The organism is Streptoverticillium reticulum (assembly GCF_047456005.1).
Lineage (GTDB): Bacteria > Actinomycetota > Actinomycetes > Streptomycetales > Streptomycetaceae > Streptomyces > Streptomyces reticulum.
Genome location: NZ_CP179755.1, coordinates 4489448 through 4513056, shown reverse-complemented (window position 1 = coordinate 4513056; position 23609 = coordinate 4489448). Strand labels below are relative to the sequence as shown.

Genomic DNA, 23609 nt, shown 5'->3' with positions numbered 1-23609 from the left:
CGGTCTTCCCCGAACGAGTGAGCACTTGGGCTCTCGTGTACGAGTGATGCTCGGACGAGTGGTTGCTGTTCCGGCTCTGTCTCAAATGCACCCCTGTGTGTCAGTCTTACCCGGAGTACGGGTGTGCAGGCGTGTACAGGAGCCTCCGCTATGGGAGTTGACGGGCGGGAAGAACGGCGCGGGAGAGACGGGGCGGGCGAGCCGCCTGATGCTCATGCGCCTGAACGTCGCGAGCAGCGGGCTCATGTGCCCGGCCAGAGCCGGGCGTTGCCGCCCGGATCCTCCGGCGCTTCGGAGTCCGTCTCCTCTCCCCCGGCGCTGCCTCCCGGGCCGTCGGCGGACGGACCGTCCGCTGCCGCTGCGGGAGTTCCGCAGCAGCGCGACGGTGCGGAGGTGCCGCCGTCGGATCTGGAGCTGGTCGCGCAGATGCGCAGCGGCGAGGGCACGGCGTACGAGGAGCTGTACCGGCGCCATGCCGATGCGGTCCGCCGCTACGCCAGGACGTGCTGCCGTGACGAGCACACCGCGGAGGACCTCACCCACGAGGTCTTCGCCCGCACCCTGCAGGCCGTGCAGGGCGGGGCGGGCCCGGAGACGGCGGTCCGCGCGTATCTGCTGACCACCGTGCGGCGGGTCGCGGCGGCCTGGTCGAGGACGGTCAAGCGGGAGCAACTGGTCGAGGATTTCGCGGTCTTCTCCTCGTCCGCCGAGCGCAGGCCCAGCGCCGCCGACGAGGACACGCTCGACCTGGGCGCGGACGTACGGGCGATGCAGGAGGCCGAGGAGTCGCTGGCCGTGCAGGCGTTCCGCAGCCTGCCGGAGCGGTGGCAGACGGTGCTGTGGCACACCACCGTGGAGGAGGAGTCTCCGAGCGAGGTGGCTCCGCTGCTGGGGCTGTCGGCCAATGCGACGGCCGTCCTCGCGCTCCGTGCCCGCGAGGGTCTCAAACAGGCCTATCTGCAGGCCCATGTGAGCACCTCGCTCACCTCCGGCGGTGACTGCGCGCAGTACGCCGACCGGCTCGGCGCGTACGCGCGGGGCCGGCTGCGGACGCGGGCCGAGCGCGGCATGCGCAGGCACCTGGAGGGCTGCGCGCGGTGCCGCACGGCCGCGTTGGAGGTCGCCGACGTCAACGCGCGGCTGCGGTCGCTGCTGCCGGTGGCGGTCGTCGGCTGGTTCGCGGCGGGGTATTCGCTCAAGGCCGCTGCAGGGCTCGCGGCCGGTGCAGCAAGTGCCGCCGGTGCGGCGGGTGCCGCGGCGGCGGCCTCGGCGGCCGGCGGGAGCGGTGCGGGTTCGGGTTCGGGCGCGGGTTCGGGGGGCGGGGCGGCGGCCTCGCTCAAGCTCGGCATCGCGGTCGGCGCCGTGCTCACCGCGGGCGGTGTGATGGCGTACGCGCTGGTGGGCGGTTCGCCCGCGCCGGTGGAGAGTCCGCGGGCCGTCGTCAGGGCGGCGACGGCCGCTCCGGCGACGCCGGTTCCCGAGTCGGAGCCGCCGCTGTCGCCGGCGCCGAGCCCGACGTGGGGATCCGTGGCGATGGCACGCCCGGCGCACCCGCCGTCGACGGCGGCGTCGAGGCCCTCGCCGCGGGCCGAGCGGGCGAGTGCCGCGGCGTCGGCCACGCCCCGTGCGACGCCGAAAGCCACGCCGTCGGCCTCACTGCTGCGCCCCACGCCGTCCCCGACGCCCTCGCCCTCCGTCGGGCCCGTCTCGCCCCCCGCCGGGCTCCCGGCGGTCTACCGGCTCGACGAGCTGACCTACGAGGACATCGGGGACGGCGCCAAACCGGAGATCCGGCTCGCCGACAGCGACTGGCTCTGGCAGCGCCAAGGCCTGCGGGTCGGCGGCAGGGAGTACCGCGACGGGGCGAGCGTGCACGCGGACTCGTCGATCGCCGTCGACCTGAACCGCCCCTGCCGGACGTTCGACGCGGTGGCGGGCGTGGACGACATGTCGATGGGATTCGGTGCGGTCAGGTTCTCCGTGTACGCGGACGGCGAGCGCCTGTGGAACTCCGGGGTGGTCCGGGGCGGGGATCCGGGCGTCCCGGTGCGCGTCCCGCTGGCCGGCCACCGGACGCTGCGTCTGACGGCCGAGCCGGTGTCCGCCGCGGACCGGGCCGCCGTGGCGGACTGGGCGCTGGGAAGACTGACGTGCGACTGAGGGTTCCGCCGGAGGTGCGGTCCGCTCGGGTGCGTGGTTACGCCGCCCAGTGCCCCGGCCGCACCAGCCCGCCCGGCAGCTTCGTCGTCGCGTCGCCCTTGGCCGCGTTCAGCTGCGGCTGGGTGAGGAAGAAGCTCCCGGTCAGGTCCGCACCGGAGAGGTTCGCGTCGCGCAGGTCCGCCCCGATGAGGTCGGCGCTGCGCAGGTCCGCGCCCGTGAGGTCCGCGGCGATGAGGTAGGCGCCGCGCAGGTTGGCGCCGCGGAGGTCGGCGCCCTTCAGGCGGGCGCCCATGAGGTCCGCTCCGCGGTGGTTCTTCGCCTTCCGGCCCACGGCTCCCCGCACCAGCTCGCTGGTGCGCAGCAGCAGCACGTTGACGTCCTGGCGGTGGGCTGCGACGTCCAGCTCGCGCAGTGCTTCGGGGCTCTGCGCGGCGAGTCGCTCGGTCGCGGCGAGCAGCTCGCGGAGGTCGGCGTGCACGGGCCGGGCCGCCGGAAGCGTCAGCGCTTCCGTCAGGTACCAGAGCAACTCGTGCAACTGCCGTACGACGGGGAAGACCGCGAACATCTGCTCCGCGGTCGCCCGGTCCTGTCGCCAGTCGCGTCCGCCGAAAGTGTTCTGGGAGACCTTCTGGCCCGCGCCGAAGCAGTCGTAGACGGTGCAGCCGGAGAAGCCCTTGTCCCGGAGGCGGGCGTGGATGCCGCAGCTGAAGTCGGTCTGCAGGTTGGAGCACGGCTTGCCCGCGTCCTTGGTGACCGCGAAGTCCGCGGACGCGGCGAACGGCAGCGCGACGCAGCACAGTCCGAAGCAGTTGCTGCAGTCCCCCTGCAGCACGGCGAGCGCGGTCCGGTCGGCTTCGGGCAACGCCCTGCGGTCCGGGCGCTGGTCCGCACGCCGGTCCGAACGTTCCCGGAAACGTTTCTCCGGACGCTGTGAACGCTCCGAACGCTCTGTGCGCTCCGAACGCTTCCCAGCCCGCTTCGCCGGACGCTCCGGACGTTTCTCCGGACGTTTCTCCGCACGCCTCTCGGACACTGTTCCCGTTCCTGTCCCTGTTCCCCGTGAATCCCCCGCCGGCCGACGGCCGCACTGTCCATTCTGGGACCGGCGTCAAATTCCCGGCCGCGGGGTCACCGTCACCCCGCTCGCCACGGCGCGCTGCCGGGGCGCGGACGGGCCCGTCCAGCAGGTGCCGCGGCGCGCGAGCAGGCGGCGCAGCCACAGCTCCATGGAGACCAGGTCGGCGAGGCCGTCCAGGGGCAGCGCCTCCCCGCCCGCCGCCGCGCGCAGCGCGCCCCGGACGACGCGGGCCTCGACCAGTCCCGCGTCCGCGAGGAGCGGGGCGTCGAAGAGGGCGAGCAGCGTGCTGAGGGAGGTGTGGAGCCCGGCGCGCACGGCTGCCGCGTGGGACGCGTGGGAGGTGGCGCCCCAGCCGGCCGGCAGGTCCCGGATGCCGGCACCGGCCAGGACCGCGCGCAGGACCGAGGCGCGCGCCCCGGGCTGCACCCGGAGCGCCTCGGGAAGCGCGCGGCAGGCCCGTACGACCTGGTTGTCGAGGAAGGGGGTGTGCAGCCGCTGGCCGCGGATCTCCGTGGCCTGTTCGAAGATGCGGTGGTCCGCCGCGTAGCGGGCGAGGGCGGCTGCGGCGCGCCGTTCGCCGGGGCGTTGCTGCAGTGCTGCGGGCCGGACGGCCGCGCCGTGCAGACGAACCGATACTTCGGCGAGGGCCTCGCCGGTCAGCCAGCGGGCGGCCGGTCCCGGGCGTACCCATGTGAGCGCGGCGAGCGAGGCGTCGACGGCTCCCGGCGCCCCGCAGCCCGGGCCCGCCGCTCCCGTAGGACGGAGCAGCCGTGCTGCCGCTTCCTCCAGTCCCTCCCGGTACGACGTCCGCGCGAGTCGCCGTGTTGCCCGGTAGACCGTGAAGGGGACGAAGAGCGAGCGTGCGGAGGGGCCGTCGGCGCGGGCCAGTGCCGAGACCGGCCGGAGCAGATGACGCCTGCGGCGGTCCATCAACAGGTCGGCCAGACGGGCCGGATGAGCGTCAAGTACTTGTCGGGCACCGTGCCCGACGAAGTGGTCCGCGCTGCCGGCGGCCAGCCGTCGGCGGTGGCGTTCGGCGGTGACGAGCGAGGGGCCGGGCTCATCGGTCAGCGGGCCGCGGTCGAGGTCGGAGTACGGGAGGGCCTCGGCCCCGGCGGCGACGACCACGTGGTGCAGCCGCGGGTTGGCGGCGAGGGCGCGGGCGCGTTCGAGCTCGGCCTCGCGGGTGCGGACCGGGCCGCCGGCCAGGTCGTTGAAGGTGACGGCCAGGAGGCGTTCGCCCGTGCCGCCGCCGTGCCCGAGCGGGGTGCCGGGAATGCCGGGCAGCCCGGCGGCGAGCAGGGCGAGCGTCGCGGAGGCGCTGCCGCCGGAGAGGTCGGCGCCGATGCCGGGGGCCGGACCGCTGCCGCGCGCGGTGCGCCGGAAGGCCGGCCCCATGCCGGGTACGGGCCCGGGGTCGCGGTCCCCGAAGGGGCGGACGGGGGCGTGCCGCGGGGCGGCGAACCGGGCCCGTACGGCCTCGACGAGGGCGTCCCGCACGCCCGACACGGCCTGCTCGGCGCCGAGTTGGGGGGCGGCGACGGCGAGCGACGCCTGGGGTTCGTAGCCGGTGACGTCCCGTGCGCCGTCGCGCAGCACGAGCGCGTGCCCCGGGGGCACGCGCCGCACGCCCGCGTAGGGGGTGCCGTCGCCGAGCGCCTCCGGGGCGTCGGGGCAGGCGAGCAGTGCGGCGAGGTGCCCGATGTCGAGCTGGGCCTCGACCAGGTCGGCGAGCGGGAGCGCGGCGGTGGCGTAGGCGGTGCCGCCGGCCCAGGAGGTGTGGAAGACGGGCCGGGCGCCGGCCAGGTCGCCGACGACGGTCAGGCGGCGGCCGACCTGGGCGACGGCGGTGTAACTGCCGGGCCAGGCGGTCAGGTGCCGCAGTGCGCCGCCACGGGCGGCGAGCAGTCCGCCGCGCAGGGCGTCGTCGCTCGCGCCGCACCGGCCGAGCACGGCGAGGCGGGTGAGGGAGGCCCCGGCGTGGACGACCCTGATCTCGTCGGGCCGCCAGTCGCCGACGGCCCACAGCGGAGCCGGTCCGTCCCACAGGAGTTGGGCGCCCACGGGCTGCACCGGCCCCGCCTCGGTCTCGTGCGGCGCGGCCCCGGTCCCGGCCCCGGAGGCGGTGCAGCTCCACCCCACCAACCAGCGCATTGCCGCCTCCACAGGCTGTGGACAACCAACAGGTAGCAGTCATCATGCACAGCGAAGCGGCGGTTTCGACATCCGGAAGACGACACGAAGACGACACCTGGCCGCACCTGGAATGCAGTGCGGCACCCAACTCGCCTGAAAGCGGGGTGAAGTGCCGTACCGTCACAGCCGTGCACGGGCCATGCTGCCACGGGAAGGAGCCGCGCCCCGCACTCGTACGCGCGTGTCCTCGAACGCCCGCTGCGGCCGGATCCGGCCAAAATCGGGCCGCCCGCTTATCGGGGATTTCAGGGGGGCGCACTCGGGCAAGTGCTTCCACAGGCGACACCGGAGCGGCGCCGACTGCCGTGCCGCGCAAGGTGACCGCCGCCGTGCACCACCGCACGAGGACACCCGGGGCACCGCAGGCCCGCGTCCGGACGAAGGTCCGGCAGATGTCCGACAGGCCCGCAATGTGACAGTCCGGGAGGCGCTGACCACCTCCCGGACCGTTCCGCCGCCCGCGGGGAATGAGGCGACGGCTTCCCCCAGCCCACTGGATCCAGTTGCAGCGGGCCAACCCACGCTCCTCCATGGAACCGCTCCCGCAATGGCGCGGACAGAGCGCACGGCGGGCGCACTGCCACACACAACCGGAGCACGTGCCCCTCGATGCACGCACATACGGGCCTGAATCTCGCCATCCGGGACAACACCTCTTAACGGTCGGGATGCGGGGAACTACGCTGGGTTTACGAATGCCCCGTGCCTATGCCGGGGCAGGCACCGTGTCGTCGAGGGGTGCGCATGTCCAGGGAGCCGCGCGGACCGAACGAGAAGCTGGGCACCGTTCTCGCCCTCGCAGGGATCAGCAACGCCGGCCTGGCCCGACGGGTCAACGACCTTGGCGCGCAGCGGGGTTTGACCCTTCGCTACGACAAGACCTCCGTCGCCCGCTGGGTGTCCAAGGGCATGGTCCCGCAGGGCGCCGCCCCCCATCTGATCGCCGCGGCGATAGCGGGCAAGCTCGGCCGCCCCGTTCCGCTGCACGAAATCGGCCTCGCCGACGCCGATCCCGCGCCGGAGGTGGGGCTCTCCTTTCCGCGCGATGTCGGCCAGGCGGTGCGCAGTGCGACCGAGCTCTACCGGCTGGATCTCGCCGGTCGCCGTGCGGGCGGGGGTATTTGGCAGAGCCTGGCCGGTTCCTTCTCCGTCAGCGCGTATTCCACGCCTGCCTCGCGCTGGCTGATAACCCCTGCCGACAGCTCCGTCGCCCGCGAACCCCTCCAGGTGGTCAGGGAGGGCGAGACGGGCAGCGCCGACGGCAGTGCGTCCGGTGCCGGGGCATCCGGCCCGGACTGCGGTTTAGTGCAGCGTGTCGGCCACAGCGACGTGACGAAACTGCGCGAGGCGGCGGACGAGGCGCGCCGCTGGGACTCCAAGTACGGCGGCGGCGACTGGCGTTCGTCGATGGTGCCGGAGTGCCTGCGGGTGGACGCGGCGCCCCTGCTGCTCGGCTCGTACAGCGACGACGTGGGACGCGCCCTGTTCGGCGCCACCGCCGAACTCACCCGGCTCGCCGGGTGGATGGCCTTCGACACCGGCCAACAGGAGGCCGCACAGCGCTACTACATCCAGGCGCTGCGCCTGGCCCGGGCGGCGGCCGACGTCCCGCTCGGCGGCTACGTGCTGGCGTCGATGAGCCTGCAGGCCACCTACCGCGGCTACGCGGACGAGGGCGTGGACCTCGCGCAGGCCGCCCTCGAACGCAACCGCGGCCTGGCCACGGCCCGGGCGATGAGCTTCTTCCGGCTGGTCGAGGCCCGCGCCCACGCGAAGGCGGGGGACGCGGCCGCCTGCGGGGCGGCGCTCAAGGCCGCCGAGGGCTGGCTGGAGCGGTCCCGCCCGGGCGATGCGGACCCGTCCTGGCTCGACTTCTACACCCAGGAGCGGTTCGCCGCCGACGCCGCCGAGTGCTACCGCGACCTGCGCATGCCCCGCCAGGTGCAGCGCTTCACCGAACAGGCGCTGGCCCGCCCCACGGAGGAGTACGTGCGCTCGCACGGCCTGCGGCTGGTGGTGTCCGCCGTGGCCGAGCTGGAGTCGGGCAACCTGGACGCGGCCTGCGCCGCGGGGGCCCGGGCCGTGGAGGTCGCCGGGCGGATCTCGTCGGCGCGCACGACCGAGTACGTGCGCGACCTGCTGCACCGCCTGGAGCCGTACGGCCACGAGCCGCGGGTGGTCGAACTGCGTGAGCGGGCACGGCCGCTGCTGGTCGCACCGGCATGACGGGACGGCCCACGGGCGCCCGGCGGGTGATTGAACAAAGGCCGGAGCGGGAACCCCAGGTCATGGCTGTGCGTCAGCAAGATCGGTGACCGGGTTTCGGCCCATTGTCAGCGGCACACGTCATCATGGGAACCGTGGGCGCGGGGACGGACACCGGTTCAGACGCGGGACGGTCGCGGGGAGGTGGCGTGATGGCGGCGGCGTACGACTGCGACGTGCTGGTCGTCGGGGGCGGGATCGTGGGCCTGTCGACGGCATATGCGCTCACGCGCGCAGTGCCGGGCACGCGCGTCGTCGTGCTGGAGAAGGAGAGCGGGCCGGCCCGCCACCAGACGGGCCGCAACAGCGGAGTGATCCACAGCGGGATCTACTACCGCCCCGGCTCGCTCAAGGCGAGGTTCGCGGTGGAGGGCGCGGCGGAGATGGTGAAGTTCTGCGCCGAGCACGGCCTGCCGCACGAGGTCACGGGCAAGCTGATCGTCGCCACGGAGCACGCGGAGCTGCCCCGCCTGCACGCCCTGGTCCAGCGCGGCCGGGCGAACGGCATCCCCGTCCGCGAGCTGGGCCCCGCCCAGATAGCGGACTACGAGCCGCAGGTGCAGGGCCTCGGCGCCATCCACGTGGGCACGACGGGCATATGCGACTACGGCGCGGTGGCGGAGCGGCTGGCCGCGCTCGCGGAGGAGGCAGGGGCCTCCGTGCGGTACGGCGCGGAGGTCCGCGTGATCGGCCGGCGCGGCTCGGCGGTCGCGGTGCGCACGGCGCGGGGCGAGGTGCTGCGCGCGCGGGCCCTGGTCAACTGCGCGGGGCTGCACAGCGATGCGGTGGCCCGGATGGCGGGCGACGATCCGGGGGCGCGGATCGTCCCGTTCCGCGGCGAGTACTTCGAGCTGCGCCCGGAGCGCACGGACCTGGTCCGCGGCCTGGTCTACCCGGTGCCGGACCCGGCCTTCCCGTTCCTGGGCGTCCACCTCACCCGCGGCATCGAGGGCCACGTGCACGTGGGTCCGAACGCGGTCCCCGCCCTCGCCCGCGAAGGCTACGCCTGGCATGTGGTGCGCCCGTCGGAGCTGGCGGGGACGCTCGCCTACCCCGGCACGTGGCGGATAGCGAAGCGCCACTGGCGGTACGGCGCGGGCGAGGTGCAGCGCTCCCTGTCGAAGCGCGCGTTCACGGAGGCCGTGCGGCGCCTCCTCCCGGAGGTGGCGGAGGACGACCTGATACCGGCCCCGTCCGGAGTCCGGGCCCAGGCGGTGCTGCGGGACGGGACGCTGGTGGACGACTTCCTGTTCACGGAGTCGCCGCGGATGGTGCACGTGCTGAACGCCCCGTCGCCGGCGGCGACGGCCTCGCTGCCGATCGGCCGCGAGGTGGCACGGAGGGTGCTGGGACTGCTTTAGAGGTGCCGGTATCGCGCCCCGAAGGGGCGCGGGGCAGTGTCCATATGCGGCTCCGCCGCGTGAGCGCGAGCAACCACGGACGGCCCGCGGCTACCGCGCAGCGTTCGGACGCGCAGGCGCGTAGACCCGCACATAGTCGACCACCATCTGGTTGGGGAACGGAGTTCCCCCGTCCGGCGCACCGGGCCAGTCCCCGCCGACCGCCAGGTTGAGCAGCAGATAGTGCGGGTGGTCGAACACCCACCGCTGCCCCCGCCGCAGCTGCCCCGACCGGGCCGTGCCGTACGTCTTCCCGTCGAGCAGCCACGTCACCCTCCCCGGGCTCCAGTCCACCCGGTACGTGTGGAAGTCGTCGGACAGGCTGCCCCCGCGCAGGCTCATGTGCTGCTCAAGCCCCTTCGCCACGTATCCGGGGCCGTGCACGGCCCCGTGCACGGTGCACGGCTGGTGCCCGAGCACCTCCATCACGTCGATCTCGCCGTTCCCGGGCCAGGCGACGCGGTCGACGTTGGCCCCGAGCATCCAGAAGGCGGGCCACATCCCCTTCCCCTTCGGGACCTTGATCCGCGCCTCGAAGCGCCCGTAGGCCTGGGAGAACTTCCCCTTGGTCGTGATCCGCCCGGAGGTGATGTCGCAGGGCCCGACCGTGCAGTGCATCCACGGCAGCCGTTCCCGGCGGGCGGAGATCACGAGGTGGCCGTCGCCGTCCAGGGCCACGTTCTCGTGCCGGTCGGTGTAGTACTGCCACTCGTGGTTGCCCCACTGCGGTTCGGCGCCGCGGTCGAAGTTCCATTTGGCGGGGTCGGGCCCGCGGTAGGAGGGCCCGCGGAACTCGTCCGCCCAGACGAGCTTCCAGTCGCCGCGCTCGCGCGGGGCGGCGGCGTCGTCGCGGGAGCCGTCGGCGGGCTGCCCGAGGTGGCAGCCGGAGAGCAGTCCGGCGGTGACGAGGAGCGTCAGCGCCGAGAGCCGGGCGGCGGCGGGCAGGAGGCGCGGGCTCGTACGCCGTTTCGCGCGCCGTCTCGTACGCGATGTCGTGCACGTTCTCATGCGCGATCTCATGCGGATGTCCGTCTCGTGCGGGTGCGGGCGCCCTGACGGGCCGAGCGAGAAGGATCGTAAAAGCTGACATATCGCACTTTGGGTGCCGACACGGCGAGCCCGGCCCGGAGTGCCCCGTGCGGCTGTCCGCAGCCGGATTCCGTCGCCGGATTCCGTGGTCCGATCCGGGCCCAATGGCCCGGGACGCCCCACGCACCGCGCCCGTAGACTGACAGCACTGTGTCCGAGAACCTCACCCCCACCCAGGCCGCCGCCGTCCCGGCCCAGGCGCCCGCCCCCGCAGACCGGCCCCGCAGGGACCGTTCGGAGCCGATGTTCCCCGACGGCCCGGCAGCGGACCCGGCGGGTTCGCACCACGAGCGCCGCATCCGCTCGTTCCAGCCGCGCCGCAGCCGGGTCACGCCCGGCCAGGGCGAGGCACTGCGCCGGCTGTGGCCCACGTGGGGCCTCGACATCGACGGCCTCAGCCGCCTGGACCTCGGCGAGCTCTTCGGCGACCCGGCCCTGCCCGTCGTCCTGGAGATCGGCTTCGGCATGGGCGAGGCCACGGCGCAGATGGCGGCGGCCGACCCCGGCACCGGCATCCTGGCCTGCGACGTCCACACCCCCGGCCAGGGCAATCTGCTGAACCTCGCCGAGCGCAACGGCCTCACCAACGTCCGCGTGGCGAACGGCGACGCGATCATCCTGCTCCGCGAGATGCTCGCCCCCGACTCCCTCGCCGGCCTCCGCGTCTACTTCCCGGACCCCTGGCCCAAGAAGCGCCACCACAAGCGCCGCCTGATCCAGCCGGAGTTCCTGACCCTGGCCGCGACCCGCCTCGCGCCGGGTGCGCTGCTGCACTGCGCGACGGACTGGGAGCCGTACGCCGAGCAGATGCTGGAGGTCCTGACGGCGGCGCCCGAGTTCGAGAACACCCAGGCCGACGGCGGCTTCGCCCCGCGCCCGGAGTTCCGCCCGCTGACCCGCTTCGAGGGCCAGGGCCTGGACAAGGGCCACGTGGTCCGCGACCTGCTGTTCCGCCGCAAGACGGCGTAAGGCGTCTGAGGGGGAACCCTCTTCGTTAGGGTCAATGGGTGCATGAGTCCCTGCCCCCGTACCCGCAGCAGCCGCCCCAGCCCCCGCCGGGCGGTGTCCGGCACTACCGGCCCCGCCGGGCCCTGTGGGACACCCTCTGGGACAACAAGGCGGTCCGCGCGGGCGGGCTGATCCTGCTGCTCGCGCTCTGCGGCCTGATCATCCTGGCCCTGGTGCGCGAACAGACCGGCACGGAGGGCTTCCTCGTCGGCCTCGGCCTGGCCGTCCTGCCCGTGCCGCTCCTGATAGCGGCCTTCCGCTGGATGGACAGCGTCGAGCCCAAACCCTGGCGCAACCTCGCCTTCGCCTTCGCGTGGGGCTCCTGCGCGGCCACCCTCGTCGCGATCCTCGCGAACGGCTTCGCGACGAAGTGGCTCATGAACACCATCGACGTCGCCGACCGCGCGCGGGCCGCGGGCTGGGGTGCCACGTTCGTGGCCCCGGTGGTGGAGGAGAGCGCGAAGGCGGCCGCGGTCCTTCTCCTCTTCACCTTCCGCCGCCGGGACTTCAACGGCCTCCTGGACGGCGTGGTCTTCGCCGGCATCACGGCGACGGGCTTCGCCTTCACCGAGAACATCCTCTACCTGGGCAACGCCTTCGCCTCGGACCAGAGCTTCGGCCACGAGGGGTTGCCGTCGACGACGGCGGCGACGTTCTTCGTCCGCGTGCTGATGTCGCCGTTCGCGCACCCCCTGTTCACGTCAATGACGGGCGTGGGCTTCGGCATAGCGGCAGCCCTCCCGCCACGCAGACGGGTGTTGCGGGCGACGGTCCCCGTGCTGGGCCTCCTGACCGCCATGACCCTGCACGGCATCTGGAACGGCTCGGCGAGCCTGCCCGGCCTGGGTTTCCTGGCGGTCTACGCGCTGTTCATGGTGCCGGTCTTCGGCGTCCTGACGTGGCTGACGATCTGGTCCCGCCAGAACGAACTCCGCACGATCCGCACGTACCTCCCGGCGTACCAGGCAGCAGGCTGGCTGACGTGGCCGGAACCACTGGCGTTGTCGTCAATGCGCGCCCGGGGCATAGCCCGAGACACGGCCCGCCGCCAGGGCGGCGCCCCGGCGGCGCGCGTCGTGGCGGAGTACATATCCTTCGCGACGTCGCTGGCGTTCCTGCGGCAGCGGGCATACCGGGGGCTGGGGACAGAGGATTTCGGGGCGCGGGAGCAGGAACTGCTGCACCACTTGTGGGTGCGGAGGGATGTGGCCCAGCCGGCGCTGGCGGTGGCGGCGGGGGTGGGGGTTCCGGCGGCTGCGGGCCCGGGCCCGGTGCCGCCCGGGGCTTACGGGGCGGGGGCGGCGCCTTGGGGGTGGCCGGGGGCGTATGGGGCGGGGTGGCCGCCGCGTTCAGGGTGAACGCACCCCTCTGGACGGCACTACCCTCGGAACCGTGCCTGACGAGACCGAGTGGACGGCCCCTGAAGGATCTTGGGCCTCATCAGCTGCCCGCCGCCGCAACATGCAGGCAATCCGCAGCCGGGATACGAAGCCGGAGCAGCTGATCCGGCGCCTGGTGCACGCGCAGGGCCTCCGCTATCGCGTCGCGGCGAGGCCGCTGCCGGATCTGCGCCGCACCGCGGACCTCGTCTTCCGCCCGGCCAAGGTCGCCGTTTTCATCGACGGCTGTTACTGGCACGGCTGTCCGGAGCACTACGTGGCGCCCCGGACCAACTCGGGCTACTGGTCAGAGAAGGTAACCCGCAACGTGGCGCGCGACCGGGACACGGACGAACGGCTCATCGCTGCGGGCTGGCTGGTGCTCCGCTTCTGGGAGCACGAGGCGTCAGACGCTTGCTGCCTCAAGATCGTCGACACTGTGCGAACCCGACGAGCTGAGCTCGGTTCACCGGATACTGGACGGGACTAGGGCGCGTATCGGGTTGTGATCGATCTGTGGGGCTTTCCCGTGCTGCGTGACGCGTTCTGGTAGGCCGTCTTCCATGGCGCGGGAGCAACTGACGGATGCGGAGTGGGAATTCATCGATCTGCTACCTGCCGGTCGGCGCGTACGGCATGCGTCTCCCGCCGATTGACGACCGCGCCCGCCGCGGTCGGGCTCGTCGAACACGGCTGAGTACCTGCTGCCAGACTTCAGCGCATGACGATACAAGAGGGTTTGCCGTTCCCGCAGGATGCTGCTCAGGCTGGCATGCAGGGGTCGCGAGCGTTGGCGGCGATGCACTCGCGCCGCAACACGTTCCACACCTGGGCCCCCCCGCGCGAGGCCATGGGCAAGATGCCGCGCGAGTGGCGGATCCAGTCCGGTCTTACGCAGCACGTCCCCGATGACCTTGCCCCGTTCGTGGAGTGGTTCGACAACCAGCCGGAGGCGCGAGAGCGCTTCCGATGGGTGCTCCGGGACTCCCTCGATGAGTTGCTCGATGGTCAGCGGACGGGGCGCTGGGCGTACCAGCACCTGACGAAGACCGAGAAGACGTATCTCGGCACGGCCGTCGAGGTGAACCTCACCAAGGAGTTCGCCATCGACAACGGCACAGACCTCGACTGGTCCATCGCTGGCCTCGACATCGACTGCAAGTTTTCCAAGGATCTCGGCGGCTGGGAGATCCCGATGGAGATGTATCTGTGCGCTGACCATGGCGAGCGGGGTGGTCGTGCCAACCATGCTGCAGTCGTGACCTGGATGAACGACGACACGAGCCAGTGGGCCGCGGGCATAGTCCGGATCACCGATGAGCGCCTGCGCTGGAAGAAGGAGCTGGATGCAAACGGCAACCGCGTCCGTGCATACAACCGAGACAACAAGCGCAAGCTCTCCGACGGTGCCAAGTCTGAGGTGTACTGGCTCTGGGGTGGGCTCCAGACAGATCTGCCGACGAACCTGCTGCTCCACCTGGATGCCGAAGCACGCGAGCGGATTCTCACTGCATCGCTGCCGCGCCGAGCCTCGTCGGGCCAGCAGCGGCTGAACCAGCTATTCCGCGAGGTGCAGGACCGGATCGTTGGCCGACAGACCGTGTTGACCGTCGGCCAGCAGGACGACTCGCCGAAGCGAGCCCGCGACGCACGGAAGCATCTGCGCCCTGAAGGCATCGTCGTGCTGGGTCACCAAGGATCACACCCAGACGTCGCCCGTACGCTCGGATTGCCGGTACCGATTAAGGGTGAGTGGATCTCCACCCGCCTCGTTCCTGTTTCATCTGACGATGCGCGACCGAAGTTCTCACTGGACGGCCAGTTCTGGGCGCGCGCTCGTGGGAAGGAGCTGTTGCATCCCGAACCCGTTCCAGCGCCCGACCTTCCTGATGGCCGCAAGATCGATGGACCCCACTGCTCCGGGTTCGATATCACCTCGTAATCCTGAGCGCCAGGCGATCTCGGCGGCGTGAACGGCGGCACCGGTCAGCCCGATCCAGTTAGTGCTGCAGCGGGCCTTGCGGAAGATGCGCCGCCACTTAAGGCAGGCGAAGGCCCGTTCGCCTGGTGCGCGCAGGCGGGCATGGTCCCGGTTGAACTGGGTGTATTTCCCGGGCAGGTCACGGCCGTAGTACGAGGTGCGCACGGTGGCATTGGCTCCGCGGCGGTCCCGGTCCGCGAGGACGGGGAACTGCCTCGACAGGCACGCCTGGATCACGCCGTGCGCGGGCGACGGTCAGGTCATGGGTGCGGCCGGGCAAGGCCCGCGAGAACCACAGCGGTGTGCCGTCCGGGGCAGCCACGGCCTGCACGTTCATGCCGTGCCGCCGGTGCTTCATCGAGTAGTACGGCTCGTCGGTGGCCACGCGGCCGGTCGCGATCAGGGTGCCGTCGAGGACGACGGAACTCCCGGGCGGCAGTTCACACAGCGCGGCATGGAGGCTGGGGCGTGCCCGGCGTGGAAGCCCCACTGCCACCCAAAACTAAAAGACGTCGCAAGACTAAGCATTGTCTAGGGCGGCAATAGCGGCCAAGCTGGAGCGATTTTCGCCTCACCCTGTCCCAAGGGCTGCACTACGAGGCTTGCAACAAATCCCATGCCAGGCCTTCGCCGGGCGGTAGGCATCGCCTTCCGCCCGGCGAACGCGGCAGTGCTCATAAGCGGTTGTTACTGTCATGACCGACCCTGAATACTCATGATCGAGAAAGACGCCCGCTTGGAGGCTGCCGGACGAATCACCCTCAGGCACCGAAAGAGAGAATCACCCGAGGCGAGCGCCAACCAGATCCGTGTCACTGTCCGCAGGCTGCGCGGGGATAGCGTCAGCAGTTGCGGAAAGGGCCTCCATCTCCTCACGGCGAGCTTTGAGAGCCTTAATGATCTGGAAGCCGACAGCCTTGGCCACAGGGGGCGGGAATGCATTACCAACCTGACGGTAGGCAGCTGTCTTCCGTCCCTTGAAAACCCACTCTTGCTCATCGCCTTCAGGGATGAACCCTTGGATCATGGCAGCCTGCGGCACTGTGAGCATCGGACCGTTGTTGGTCCCAAGACCCAAATCCCGCTTCGGGTTCTTGGTCGTGCCGTCCTCACCTGGCTCGTCAGCAACGCCTAGCCCGCACACTCCGAGGTCCTTCCACGCCTTCTTTGCGCGGCTGGGTCCAAGGTCAGCTCCTCCGTGCTTCTTAGAGCCGCCGACCAAGGTCGGTGCGATGTCCTTCTTCGCTTGGCCGTACCAATCGTCGAAGTTCTTACCCGTGAGGCCGCGTGCCTTCATGGAATCCGCGAGCAGCTCTCCGACAGATAGCGGGGGAGCCTGTCCTTCTCGGGGTTTGTACCAAGATTCAGAATCGAAGTGATCCCAAACCTCCGGCTTGAGCGCAACAAGGATGCTGCGAGGCCTTAGTTGCGAGACACCGAAGTCACTCGCCTGCAGCTCCTGCCAGGAGCACTTGTAGCCCAGTGCACCCAACTCGTCCATGATCTCTTGACGGTAATCGTCGAACTTGGACTGCATCAGCCCGCGAACGTTCTCGATCATGATGGCGGGAGGATCCAGTTGGCTAGCCAATCGGATCATGGTGGGAAAGAGATCCCGCTCGTCATCCCGCCCGAGCTGCTTACCGGCCAAGGAGAACGGCGGGCACGGCACCCCGCCTGCAAGCAGGTCAATCTTCCCCTTGAGCTTCAGGGCCTTCTTGCTGTCGACGTAGCGGCGGAGATCGCCCTCTAGCACGTTCCAGCCAGGACGGTTGTGGCGAAGGGTTTCGCAAGCGTGGGGGTCGACTTCGATCAACAGCTCGTGCTCGAACCCTGCTCGCTCCAGGCCAAGAGCTTGGCCGCCGGCCCCAGCGCAGATCTCTACCGAGGTGAAGGCCGCCTTCTCGGGGCTCATGCACCCTCCTTCCGAACGTACTGAGCGGACTCTCTGCTGTCCGTACTCACAGAGGGTGACAGACCCCACTGACATCTCGACCTCATCCAGTGTGCGGCACGGCGAAGCCTCATCTGACCACTCCACACGCCACACCGAACGCTCATACGATATGGCGTATGAGGAGCCCCGCCTGGACCTGGGATGAACTGCTGCTGGCATGCACGCTCGTCGTCAACAATCGGTGGCGTGAGCTGCGGGAATCCGACAGCGAGGTTGCCGAACTCTCCACGCTGCTCCGTTCCCTCCCGCTGCATGACGACCATGCCCGAGCGCTTCCCCAGTTCCGGTCCGTGGGCAGCGTCAGCAGGAAGACCTCCGACCTTGCCACGAACCATCCCGACTACCCTGGAAAGCCGACCAGATGCGGCAGACTGGACAAAGCGGTAATCGCTGCCTTCATCGAACGCCCGGTAGAGCTCTCCAGGGCAGCTGCCGCCATCCGGAGCGGAATCGCCTCCGAGGAGTTGTCTCGGATACCCGAGCACCCCGAAGAGGCGGCGGAGGACGGCGCCACCGCGTTGGAGGGCAGGCTCCTCGCCCGCTGGACTCTCGCCCGCGAGCGCGATCCCAAGCTTCGCCGACTCAAGATCGCTCAGGCCAGGCGGCTCGGCCAACCTTTGCAGTGCGAAGTCTGTGCTTTCGACTTCGGCCGCTCGTACGGGAAGCTCGGCGAAGGCTACATCGAGGTGCACCACGTGCTGCCCCTCCACGTGTCCGGTCCGCAGGAAACAACACTCGAGGACCTTGCTTTCCTGTGCTCCAACTGCCATCGCATGTGCCACAGAAGCCGTCTAGGCGAATCATGGCGCACTCCCGCAATGCTCCGCGCGGAGATCCAGCAATCCGGCACGCGGCCGACTAACGCCATCTGATTGATCACTAGTCCCCGCTTGTCTGGGCAGGCTGAGCCATCCTCGCTTTGAAGAGGCTCTGTGCACGGCCGAAGGCAATATCCGCATCCATGTTGTAGGCGTGGAACCAGTGGAGAAGATCAGCGATCAACTCGGTTGCGGCCTCGTCTGGAGCAACGCACCCCAACGCCCAGTTTGCGCGCCGGGCCTCAGGGATTCGCCCGTAAAGAGTCAGAAGCGCCTCGGTGTACACGATCTGAGGGTCGTTGGCTTGGCCGCCAGGGCGACGCAGCCCCGTGCCGAGCTCACACCACACCACCTTGCCGTGCTCATGGGGAATCACTCCCCAGCGGTCAGCCACTATGGCCACGATGCCCAGTCCGCGGCCGGTTTCCTGCGTTGAGGCGGTGCACGCGAGCGAAGGCATCGCCTCCGCATCCGTGTCACTCACCTCGATGCGGAGACACGCTTCGTTCGCAGTCATCGTGACCCATGTCGGCGTACCTGCACCGACATGAGTGATCACGTTGGTGACGAGCTCCGTCACACACAGCTGCACCGCCTCCACGAGGTCCGGCACGCCCCAGAGCTTCAGGGGCGCACAGATGGTCCGCCGGAGGCGGGCGACTCGCTCGGGAACAGCCAGAAAAGGGAGTTCCCACTCCTTGGACGGCACACCGTACTGGCACACGTTCATGTGGATCAGCCCCTCCGCCATGGCAGCGCTGCGCAAGACGTGTCCGCGCGAGTGCACTGCGTACGCATCGCTGGAACCCGAGTATGGCAGTTGAGAAGTCTCGCTATGTAACTTCTCACAGACTCGCAAGGGTGAATCTTCAGGTGGCCCAACTTGTCTGCCACATAGCCTGGTTGGCCTGCCAAGGCAGCAGCCTGGCCACCAGAGGGAGGCAGACGTCATGCCAGTACGGACCACGACCCGCCGCCGCCAACTCGGCGCGACGTTGCGCAAGCTGCGGGCACGGAAGGGCATGACGCTGGAGGAAGCTGGTCTGCTCGTCGGTGTCTCGAAAGCAACAGTGAGTCGGTACGAGACACAGGCAGGGCCCGTGAAGTGGCCAATCGTTGACGCCTTGTGCCGTGAGTACGGAGCGTCCGAGGGTGAGCGCGGAGCCGTGGTCGCGTTGGCGAAGGAGGCGAAGCAGCAGGGCTGGTGGAACTCGTTCGCGGATGCCATCCCAGAAGACATGAATCTGCTACTCACCCTGGAGGACGAGGCGGTGCGCGAAGACCACTTCGCCTGCCTCTACGTCCCCGGGCTACTACAGACACGTAGCTACACCGAGGCCGTACAACACGCCTCCGAGATGCGGCACTCACCTGGAGCGATCAAGCAGCTCGTCGACATCCGCATGAAGCGACAGGAGATCCTCAACCGCGCGGACCCGCCCCACCTGTGGGCGATCCTCGATGAGTCAGTGATCCGGCGCGTCGTTGGTTCGCGCGAGGTGATGAGCGAACAACTGGAACACCTGCTGCAGGCCAACGAGTCCCCAGACATCACCTTGCAGGTGCTGCCCTTCGCCCGGGGCGCTCATGCGGCAGCCATGGGTAGCTTTGTGATCCTCGGCGGGGTGGAGCCGTCGCTCGACGTTGTGTACGTGGACATCCACGTCGGCTCGCTCTTCATGGAGAAGGAAGAAGAGTTGGAGCGATACAGACTTGCGTTCGACTACCTGCGCGCCCAAGCGTTGGATATGGCGGCCACCTCCGCCCTCATCGAGCGCGTTCTTAGGGAGATGTGATGCAGGAAGTGCCCTCAGCGATACCGAGGGAAGCTTGGTTCAAGTCCTCGTACAGCGGCGCAGGCACCACCGAATGTGTTGAAGCGGCCCACGTGGATCCGTGCACTGCCGTCCGTGACTCCAAGTACCCGTGCGGTCCCGTACTCGCCTTCTCGCGGGCGGCTTGGAGCGACTTCGTGATTGGCATACGCACCGGCGGGCTTGGCTGACCCAAGCCTGCCCTGGATGATCCGTTTGCGGATCGCCCGTTCCGCAGTGTCAGAAGCGAACGAGATGGTGGGCCCGTACCCCCGTCCCGGGCCCGCCACCGCGCCACGCAGCCGCTACCGCGCAGCCGAACCCGAAGCCCCCGTCGGCTTCGTCACCGCATTAGCTATCCGCAGCGCCATCTGCATCTGGCTGTTGTCCCGGTGCGTCGGCGTCCACGAGTACACCGCCGTGCGCTGCAGGTCCCGCGTCGCCACCACCGCCGAGTTGTAGCCGTACCGCTCCCCCGTCTTGCCCCAGAGGGTCACGCCGTTCACCGTGACCGTCTGGAGGCCCTTGCTGTAGCGGGCCGGGGTGCCGTCCACCATGCGCACCTCAGGTGCCGGCATCTCGAACATCTTGTTCAGCGTCGCCTTCGGCAGCACCTTGCCCGGCGTGAACAGGGCCGTGATGAAGCGGTTCAAGTCGCCCGTCGTCGAGATGACTTCGCCCTCGCCCCACGCCTCCGACTGGTCGTACTCCGTCGCGTCCTTCAGCGTGCCGTCCGACATCGCCAAGTAGCCGTGAACGTGCGGGCCGTGGAGCTTCGGATCGTTGCCCGGGAAAGACGTGTGGTGCAGGCCCAGTGGGCGCAGGATGCGGTCGCCGATCACCTTGCCGTACGGCTTGCCCGTGACCTTTTCGAGCAGCATGGCCGACAGGACGTAGTTCATGCCCCGGTACTCCTGCTTCGTACCCGGTGTGAACTTCATCGGGGCGTCGGGCAGGGTGGCCACGATCTCCTTCGGGGTCCACTGATCGTATCGGTGGGCCAGGATCTCTTCCGGGGTGTTCTTCTGCTTGGACTTCGGGATGTCCTCGCTCGGCAAACCGCTCGTGTGGTCCAGGAGTTGGGAGATCTTGATCGGGGCGTAGCTCTTGGGCAACAGGTTCGGCAGGTAGTCCTGGATCGGCTTGTCCAGGTTCACCTTGCCCTCCGCCGACAGCTGCAGGACCGCCGCCGCCACGAACATCTTCGTGATGCTGCCCGCCCGGAACGTGTCGTCCTGGCGTATCGGGGCGCCCGTCTCTCGGTTCGCCACACCCGCCGTGCCGTACCAACTCCCCGCCTTGCCGCCGACCCGCAGCTGGGCGGCCGTCGCCTGCGGGTGGTCCAGGTCGGAGATCGCCGCGCGCAGGGCCGCGGTGTCCAGCGGCGGGACCGCCGAAGTCGTGGAAGTCGTCGAGGAGTACGCAGTCGTCGGCGTCGCCGCCATCGCGGCCGGGGCCGCAACGCCCCCGAGCAGAGCGGCAGTCAGTGTGGCGCCCACCAGGGCCCGGCGGGACAGGAAAGTCGGAGTCATGACGATCAGGATTCCGGCGCGCGCCCGCCCGGCCATCCGGGAACAGCCCCCACCCTCCCCCGATGCCTCCCCGACACACCACTCAGGGTTAGCCTCAGGGTCACGGGGTCACTCGTCTCTGTACTGATCTGCACGGAGGTTGCGCATGAACGTTCCCCCGTCCCTCACCGCCGCCACCGGGCTCGTCGGCGGGTACGCCGTCGCCCGGTGGACCGGGAAGCGGCCCCTCGGCGGCGCCGTACTCGCCGCCGCCGGGACCGCTGCTGCCCGGGAGTGGAACGCCCGGGGCGGGGCCGCGACGGCCGCCGCCCTCACCGGCCTCTACGTCGCCGCCTTCGGCGGGTCCCACCCGCTCGCCAAGAAGGTCGGCGCCTGGCCGTCCGTTCTCGGCGTGGCCGCCACCGTTGCCTTCGCCTCCTGGGCGGCCACCGAGCGCAAGCGCTGACCGCGCCCTACGCCGACGCCTCCGTCAAGCGCGCCACCTCCGCCTCCGACAGGTGCAGGTCCGCCACAGCCAGCAGCGCCGGCAGCTGCTCCACCGTGCGCGCGCTCGCCAGCGGCGAGGCCACCGTCGGCTGCGCCGCCAGCCACGCCAGCGCCACCGTCGCGATCTCGGCGCCGTGTGCAGCCGCAATCTCGTCCAGCGCGGCCAGGACGCGCGGGCCGCGCTCCGTCTCCAGGTGTTCGGCCGCCTTGCCTGCCCGCGCGCTGTCCACGTCCGCCCCCGCCCGGTACTTGCCGGTCAGGAAGCCCGAGGCGAGGGCGTAGTACGGGACGGCGGCCAGGCCGTGCGCGGCGGCCACGTCCGCCAGTTCGCCCTCGTACGTGTCGCGTGACACCAGGTTGTAGTGCGGCTGGATGGCGACGTACTTGGCGATGCCGTTCGCCTCCGAGAAGTTGAGGGCCTCGGCAAGGCGGTCCGCGGTGATGTTGGAGGCCGCGATCTCGCGGACCTTGCCCTCCTTCACCAGGGCGTCCAGGGCCGTGAGGAACTCCTCCACCGGCACCGACAGGTCGTCGTAGTGCGTGTAGTACAGGTCGATGTGGTCCGTGCGCAGGCGGCGCAGGGAGTCCTCCACACCCGACTTGATGGCATCGGCGGACAGGCCGCGCGGCTCGGGAATGCCGGCGCCGACCTTGGTCGCGATGACGACGTCGTCCCGATTGCCGCGCGCGGCCAGCCAGTTGCCGATGATGGTCTCGGATTCACCGCCCTGGTTGCCCGGCGCCCAGACCGAGTACACGTCCGCGGTGTCGATGAAATTGCCGCCTGCGCCGACGTACGCGTCCAGGACGGCGAACGACTGGGCTTCGTCCGCCGTCCATCCGAAGACGTTGCCCCCGAGCGCGAGCGGGTGGACGGACAGATTGCCGATCTTCCGGAAGTTGTCAGCCATATCTTGATCAACTGCCCTTACCGGCCTGCTATTCCGCTGATTCGCCGTCCCCGCTATTCCGTCGGAGCCGGCGCCGGGGCCAGGAGAGGGTCCGGCGCCACCGAGGAGAGCGGTGCCGCGATGTCCTCCAGGGAGCGGCCCTCCGCCCGGACCGCCAGCAGCGCGGCGGTCAGTCCGGCCAGGCACATCAGCGTGGCGCCGATGTCGAAGGCCAGGACCGTGTCGCCGATGACACCGCTGCTGGTCAGCTGGGAGAAGAGCAGCGGGCCGCTGATGCCGCCCGCTGCCGTGCCCACCGCGTAGAAGAAGGCGATCGCCATCGCCCGGGTCTCCATCGGGAAGATCTCCGAAACGGTCAGATAAGCGCTGCTCGCGCCCGCAGAGGCGAAGAACAGCACCACGGACCAGCAGGCCGTGAGCGTGGTCGCGTTCAGGCTGCCGGTGCTGAAGAGATATGCCGTGGCGAAGAGGAGAACGCCCGCCAGCAGATAGGTCGAGGAGATCATGATGCGCCGGCCGACCGTGTCGAAGAGCTTCCCCAGGAACAGGGGGCCGAGGAAGTTGCCCGCGGCTATGACAGCGAAGTAGTAGCCGGTGTGCGAGGTGGAGACGCCGAAGAACTTGGTCAGAATCGCGCCGAAGCCGAAGGTGATCGCGTTGTAGAGGAAGGCCTGGCCGACGAAGAGCGCGAGCCCGAGAATCGCCCGCCTCGTGTAGTCCTTGAACAGGGTGCGGGCGATGACGCGGAAGCCGATGCTCTCGCGCTGGCGAATGGTGATCCGGCCGGCGGCGGGCGGCAGCGGCGCGCCTTTCTCGGCGGTGATGCGCTGCTCGATCGAGTCGACCAGTTCCTCGGCCTCCTCCCCCCGGCCGTGGATGAACAGCCAGCGTGGACTCTCCGGCACCTGCCGCCGTACGAGCAGGATGACCAGCCCCAGGATGACGCCCATCCCGAAGGTCAGCCGCCAGCCCACGCCACGGGAGAAGATCGCCGTGTCGAGCATCAGTATCGACAGCAGCGAGCCGCCTATTGCGCCGAGCCAGAAGCTGCCGTTGATGATGAGGTCGACGCGGCCGCGATAGACGGCCGGGATCAGTTCGTCGATGGCGGAGTTGATGGCCGCGTACTCGCCGCCGATGCCGAAGCCCGTGAGGAAGCGGAAGGTGAAGAACCACCAGGAGCTGAACGAGGCCGCGGTCAGCGCCGTCGCGGCCAGATAGACCGCGAGCGTCACCATGAAGAGTTTCTTCCGCCCGAATTTATCGGTCAGGCGTCCGAAGAAGAGTGCCCCCGAGCACGCCCCCGCCACATAGAGCGCGGCCGCCATGCCGGTGACCCCGCCGGAACTGATCGGCAGGCCGCTGCCCTTCTCGGCGAGCCGGCCGGCGATGTTCCCGACGACCGTCACCTCCAGGCCGTCCAGGATCCAGACCGTTCCCAGTCCGATGACAACCGTCCAGTGCCAGCGCGACCACGGCAGTCGGTCGAGTCGCGCGGGCACGGACGTGGAGATGGTCCTCGCGGTCGTCACACC

The 23609-nt window shown here is 70.1% G+C and carries 19 protein-coding genes and 1 pseudogene; 11 read left to right on the top strand and 9 right to left on the bottom strand.

Going from position 1 to position 23609, the window contains the following annotated elements; genetic code table 11:
• Positions 1 to 150 precede the first annotated feature (150 nt).
• Positions 151 to 2160, top strand: coding sequence for a sigma-70 family RNA polymerase sigma factor (locus tag ACMATS_RS20565; RefSeq protein WP_414168669.1), 2010 nt, complete (start codon positions 151 to 153; stop codon positions 2158 to 2160).
• Positions 2161 to 2197: 37 nt separating this feature from the next.
• Here ACMATS_RS20565 and ACMATS_RS20560 read toward each other — a convergent pair whose 3' ends face one another.
• Both ACMATS_RS20560 and ACMATS_RS20555 read right to left on the bottom strand, forming a co-directional pair.
• Positions 2198 to 3022, bottom strand: coding sequence for a pentapeptide repeat-containing protein (locus ACMATS_RS20560; protein WP_391150545.1), 825 nt, complete (start codon positions 3020 to 3022; stop codon positions 2198 to 2200).
• A gap of 246 nt (positions 3023 to 3268) precedes the next feature.
• Positions 3269 to 5392, bottom strand: coding sequence for an asparagine synthase-related protein (locus tag ACMATS_RS20555; protein ID WP_414168668.1), 2124 nt, complete (start codon positions 5390 to 5392; stop codon positions 3269 to 3271).
• Between the two features lie 786 nt (positions 5393 to 6178).
• Between ACMATS_RS20555 and ACMATS_RS20550 the strand changes: the two genes are divergently transcribed.
• Together ACMATS_RS20550 and lhgO are read left to right on the top strand one after the other, a co-directional pair.
• Positions 6179 to 7660: an MFS transporter gene (locus ACMATS_RS20550; RefSeq protein ID WP_391150543.1), complete on the top strand. Its 1482-nt coding sequence runs from the start codon at positions 6179 to 6181 to the stop codon at positions 7658 to 7660.
• Positions 7661 to 7851: 191 nt separating this feature from the next.
• Positions 7852 to 9060 (top strand): L-2-hydroxyglutarate oxidase, encoded by a 1209-nt coding sequence (gene lhgO / locus ACMATS_RS20545; protein ID WP_390781396.1) that lies wholly within the window; start codon positions 7852 to 7854, stop codon positions 9058 to 9060.
• Positions 9061 to 9150: 90 nt separating this feature from the next.
• Here the strand turns inward: lhgO and ACMATS_RS20540 are convergent, their stop codons facing one another.
• The gene (locus ACMATS_RS20540; RefSeq protein WP_414168667.1) at positions 9151 to 10107 is read right to left on the bottom strand and encodes a family 16 glycosylhydrolase; all 957 of its coding nucleotides are present in this window, start codon (positions 10105 to 10107) and stop codon (positions 9151 to 9153) included.
• Between the two features lie 231 nt (positions 10108 to 10338).
• Here ACMATS_RS20540 and trmB point away from each other — a divergent pair, with 231 nt between their 5' ends.
• The 4 genes from trmB to ACMATS_RS20520 all read left to right on the top strand — a co-directional run bounded on the left by trmB (position 10339) and on the right by ACMATS_RS20520 (position 14517).
• Positions 10339 to 11157: a tRNA (guanosine(46)-N7)-methyltransferase TrmB gene (gene trmB, locus ACMATS_RS20535; RefSeq protein ID WP_414168666.1), complete on the top strand. Its 819-nt coding sequence runs from the start codon at positions 10339 to 10341 to the stop codon at positions 11155 to 11157.
• A gap of 38 nt (positions 11158 to 11195) precedes the next feature.
• Complete coding sequence (locus tag ACMATS_RS20530) at positions 11196 to 12554, top strand: PrsW family intramembrane metalloprotease (protein WP_414168665.1); 1359 nt, start codon at positions 11196 to 11198, stop codon at positions 12552 to 12554.
• A gap of 34 nt (positions 12555 to 12588) precedes the next feature.
• Entirely contained in the window at positions 12589 to 13065 is a 477-nt protein-coding gene (locus ACMATS_RS20525; RefSeq protein WP_414168664.1) for a very short patch repair endonuclease, read from the top strand.
• Positions 13066 to 13296: 231 nt separating this feature from the next.
• The gene (locus tag ACMATS_RS20520) at positions 13297 to 14517 is read left to right on the top strand and encodes a NaeI family type II restriction endonuclease (protein WP_414168663.1); all 1221 of its coding nucleotides are present in this window, start codon (positions 13297 to 13299) and stop codon (positions 14515 to 14517) included.
• On the opposite strand, the pseudogene ACMATS_RS20515 reads toward ACMATS_RS20520, so the two are convergent.
• Both ACMATS_RS20515 and ACMATS_RS20510 read right to left on the bottom strand, forming a co-directional pair.
• Positions 14518 to 15022 (bottom strand): annotated as a pseudogene (locus ACMATS_RS20515) (transposase family protein); the annotation flags it as partial. It lies immediately after the preceding gene.
• Positions 15023 to 15337: 315 nt separating this feature from the next.
• Positions 15338 to 16471 carry a DNA cytosine methyltransferase gene (locus ACMATS_RS20510; protein ID WP_414168662.1) on the bottom strand — a complete coding sequence of 378 codons (1134 nt, stop codon included), beginning with the start codon at positions 16469 to 16471 and terminating at the stop codon, positions 15338 to 15340.
• A 158-nt stretch (positions 16472 to 16629) separates the two neighbouring features.
• Between ACMATS_RS20510 and ACMATS_RS20505 the strand changes: the two genes are divergently transcribed.
• On the top strand, positions 16630 to 17385 hold the full coding sequence (locus ACMATS_RS20505) for an HNH endonuclease (protein WP_414168661.1): 756 nt from the start codon (positions 16630 to 16632) through the stop codon (positions 17383 to 17385).
• A 7-nt stretch (positions 17386 to 17392) separates the two neighbouring features.
• Here ACMATS_RS20505 and ACMATS_RS20500 read toward each other — a convergent pair whose 3' ends face one another.
• The gene (locus tag ACMATS_RS20500) at positions 17393 to 18082 is read right to left on the bottom strand and encodes an ATP-binding protein (protein WP_414168660.1); all 690 of its coding nucleotides are present in this window, start codon (positions 18080 to 18082) and stop codon (positions 17393 to 17395) included.
• A gap of 199 nt (positions 18083 to 18281) precedes the next feature.
• Between ACMATS_RS20500 and ACMATS_RS20495 the strand changes: the two genes are divergently transcribed.
• Together ACMATS_RS20495 and ACMATS_RS20490 are read left to right on the top strand one after the other, a co-directional pair.
• A complete protein-coding gene (locus ACMATS_RS20495) occupies positions 18282 to 19127 on the top strand; it encodes a helix-turn-helix domain-containing protein (protein ID WP_414168659.1) in 846 nt (281 codons plus the stop codon).
• Positions 19127 to 19336: a DUF397 domain-containing protein gene (locus ACMATS_RS20490; RefSeq protein WP_414168658.1), complete on the top strand. Its 210-nt coding sequence runs from the start codon at positions 19127 to 19129 to the stop codon at positions 19334 to 19336. Before ACMATS_RS20495 ends, ACMATS_RS20490 begins: the two co-directional genes overlap by 1 nt.
• Before the next feature lie 114 nt (positions 19337 to 19450).
• On the opposite strand, the gene ACMATS_RS20485 is transcribed toward ACMATS_RS20490, so the two are convergent.
• Positions 19451 to 20677 carry a serine hydrolase domain-containing protein gene (locus ACMATS_RS20485; protein ID WP_414168657.1) on the bottom strand — a complete coding sequence of 409 codons (1227 nt, stop codon included), beginning with the start codon at positions 20675 to 20677 and terminating at the stop codon, positions 19451 to 19453.
• Positions 20678 to 20822: 145 nt separating this feature from the next.
• Between ACMATS_RS20485 and ACMATS_RS20480 the strand changes: the two genes are divergently transcribed.
• Positions 20823 to 21122, top strand: coding sequence for a hypothetical protein (locus tag ACMATS_RS20480; RefSeq protein ID WP_414168656.1), 300 nt, complete (start codon positions 20823 to 20825; stop codon positions 21120 to 21122).
• Between the two features lie 7 nt (positions 21123 to 21129).
• Here ACMATS_RS20480 and ACMATS_RS20475 read toward each other — a convergent pair whose 3' ends face one another.
• The gene (locus ACMATS_RS20475) at positions 21130 to 22074 is read right to left on the bottom strand and encodes an aldo/keto reductase (RefSeq protein WP_414168655.1); all 945 of its coding nucleotides are present in this window, start codon (positions 22072 to 22074) and stop codon (positions 21130 to 21132) included.
• A gap of 53 nt (positions 22075 to 22127) precedes the next feature.
• Complete coding sequence (locus ACMATS_RS20470) at positions 22128 to 23606, bottom strand: MFS transporter (RefSeq protein WP_390781380.1); 1479 nt, start codon at positions 23604 to 23606, stop codon at positions 22128 to 22130.
• Positions 23607 to 23609: the final 3 nt, after the last annotated feature.